General features: G+C 52.6%; 3 protein-coding genes. 1 reads left to right on the forward strand and 2 read right to left on the reverse strand.

The genetic code is table 11. The features are described 5' to 3' along the window. The coding region (locus tag ACMLHG_RS12235) for a transposase (RefSeq protein ID WP_417169577.1) at positions 1-157 on the forward strand (157 nt) is incomplete at its 5' end. Here ACMLHG_RS12235 and ACMLHG_RS12240 read toward each other — a convergent pair. Next, entirely contained in the window at positions 107-1,510 is a 1,404-nt protein-coding gene (locus ACMLHG_RS12240) for a cysteine peptidase family C39 domain-containing protein (protein ID WP_417170664.1), read from the reverse strand. The two genes, ACMLHG_RS12235 and ACMLHG_RS12240, sit on opposite strands and share 51 nt — an antisense overlap. Positions 1,511-1,566: 56 nt before the next feature. Beyond that, positions 1,567-2,857, reverse strand: a 1,291-nt coding sequence (locus ACMLHG_RS12245; protein ID WP_417170665.1) for an NHLP bacteriocin system secretion protein, incomplete at its 5' end; no start/stop codon positions are given.

Consider the following 2,857-nt stretch of genomic DNA (forward strand, 5'->3'; position numbering starts at 1 on the left):
TTGTAAAGCAAGACGCTGGATTGTTGAGGTTGCGCATTCGTGGTTCAACAGATTTCGCAAACTGCTCGTTCGATATGAAAAGAGCAACTCGTCATATGAAGCTTTGCTACACCTTGCCGCAACGGTTATAATTTATCGAAAGCTTGCTGTTATTTAGGGATAGGTTCTTATAAACATCGTTGATGCGCTCCACATCGGCTTTCATGGTCTGAAGCTCCGCCCCCGACATCATCAATGCCGTAAACGGGGCGGTAAAGCTCGCGGTCAGTGTCTGGAACGCAAACATGCCGCCCAAAGTCAGGTCTCCGTTCATGATCAACCAGGCCCCGACACACAGAATCAGCACGTTGCCCACCGCATTCAGAAAGGAGGGCAGCAAATTGAAATAGGTGACGGAAACTTGAAATTCCAGCTGTTTCCGGTTCAGATCCGCAAGCTGCCCGGTCCATTGCAGGAACACGGAATCCTCCCGTCCGGCTGCGCGCAGGTTCTCCATCATGGACACCCCCGACATCACGGAACTGAGCATTCTGGTCTGAACCATCAGCAGACTCTGATTCAAAACCTGGCGGCGTTTGTTGACGATCCACAGGAAAAGAAGATCCAGCAGGAGAAAACCGAGCGAAACAAAAGAAAGCAGCGGGCTGAACTGAAACATCAGAATCAGGAAAAACAGCGCCGTAAAAAATTTGACGATGTTATCCGCAAATTTTCCGAACGCGACATTCGCGACAGAGGAATTCAAACTGACCCGCGTCTGAATATCTCCGTTGGAACGCTGGAGGAAAAAGCCCATCGGCAGACGGAACAGAAAGTTCATCATCTCCATCGTTTTGTTGACCGCGAGCTGAAGCTCTCCGCGCCGCAGAGCCAGAGAGACCAGCCAGCTGAGCACCGTCTGCAGCAGAATCGTCAAAACAAACAGCAGCAGGACAGGCACCAGCCACTCGCTTTTCCCCAGCAGGATCTGATCCACAAAAATCTGCATCAGCGCCGGAACCGTAATCCCCGGAATCACAAGGAGAAGTCCGCCCCAGACCACCGCGGCCATCACGCTCTTCATCCCCGAAATCATCGGAAGCATTGCCCGGAATACACTTAACGGTTTTCCCCCCTTGCGGAATTCCGGCGTTTTCCTGAACTCCAGAGCCACACCGGTAAAGGATTTTTCAAAAAGTTCCCGGTCCACAACGCGGGGGCCTGTCGCGGGGTCGTTCAGATAAAAATATTTCCCGTTCCGCGAATGCCCTTCGTAGACAACGAAGTGCTCGAAGTTCCAGAACAGGATCAACGGGCTCTCCAACTCATCGAGATGTTCCGTCAGAACGCGGTAGCCTTTTGCCTCGAGGTGATATCTGCGGGCAGCTTTCAGGATCAGGGATGCTTTGCTCCCGTTCCGCGAAACACCGCATTCCGCACGGAGTTTTTCAAGAGGTTCATACCGTCCGTAATAGGCCAGAATCATCCCCAGCGATGCGGCCCCGCACTCCGTCGCCTCCATTTGAAGCATCGTCGGAGTTTTCCTTCTTGCCGGACGCAGAAAAGAGGGAATCATTCGAGATAAATTCATTCGTCAGACGATTCCTTTTGGACTTGTTTCCGGTTCAGAAGTTCCCGAAGGGAGGGGATCACATAAGAGGCCGGAGCGCGGTAGGAGGTGTTGATAATAACCTCCCCCAGCATTCCATTGACAATCTTATGGGGATAGCCCTTCCGGCTGGTCCAGCGGTAGCCGCTCGGTGATTTCGGATCGGGCAGAATCTCAAGGACAACCCGGATGACGGCGGACTTCCCGGCAATCATCTGCGTCAGGGAGGCATTCATCAGTTCCGCTTGAATTGTTTCCGCATTGACCGGAACGTTGCTGACCTCGCGGACCACGCATTTCAGGTAACCATATTCGGCGGCAGGAGCGGCGGCGGGCGAGAAAAAAGCACTCATCCCATTCCGGATTTTCTTGCCTTGATCCGGTGGAACGAATGCCGCCAGATACATTCCCTCATCGGGGCTGGATGCCACCAGTGCAATCTTTTCCCCGTTCTGCACGTACGCACCTTCTTCTTTGAAGACTTCGAGTACCTGACCATCGAAATTCGGCGTGATCCAGTATGCCTCGCGATAGAGTTTCCGTGCAAGATCCAGATCCTGTCTTTTCTGTTCCAACTGCTGTTTCAGCTCCAGGAGTTTCTGCTCCTGCTGCCAGATCTGGTCCTGCTGGGAAATGTCGGTCTCCATGGACTGAAACAATGTCGAAAGAAAAGAACTCTCCGTCTGCACCATTTGATCCAGAGTCTGATAGTAAGTAACTTTGGAAGCGGCGCCCACATTGGTCAGGCGGGAATAGATGTCGACGATCTCCGCGGCTCTTTGCCTGCTCTGCTCCTGCTGAATGGTCAGATGCTCCAGATGCTTTTTCTTTGCCCGGTCCATCTCCAGTTTCTGCGCGGTCAGACGCTCAGTTCCCTGCCTCAGAAACTCCACTTCCGAGCGGAGGAGATTGTATTCCGATTCCAGTTTTCTGACGTTGAACAACATCTCGGGATTGTAGATCTGCCCGATGATCTGTTCGGAAGTAACCTCAGCTCCGGCCTGAATATTCAAATGGGAAAGCTTCCCGTTCCCTCCGACGGTGATCGGATGGAGTCCGCCGTTCAGGAGGGTAATCCCGACTCCGGAGACGCTCTCCACCATACTGCCGTAAAATCCCCAGAAAATCATTGCGCAGAAAAACAGGGAAATGGAACCGAACAGGAACCACGTCCAGCGAGCTTTCACACTCGTCAGCGCATGACTCTGCGTTCCGCGGTTCATCTGTTCGATTGCTTTTTCCGAAAAAGCAATCTTGCCTGCCATATGC

It is taken from the genome of Victivallis sp., from assembly GCF_048170485.1.
Classification (GTDB): domain Bacteria; phylum Verrucomicrobiota; class Lentisphaeria; order Victivallales; family Victivallaceae; genus Victivallis.

Coding starts and splice junctions, on each gene's coding strand:
- ACMLHG_RS12240 (WP_417170664.1), bottom strand. CDS start 1,510: ATGCTTCAAATGGAGGCGACGGAGTGCGGGGCCGCATCGCTGGGGATG.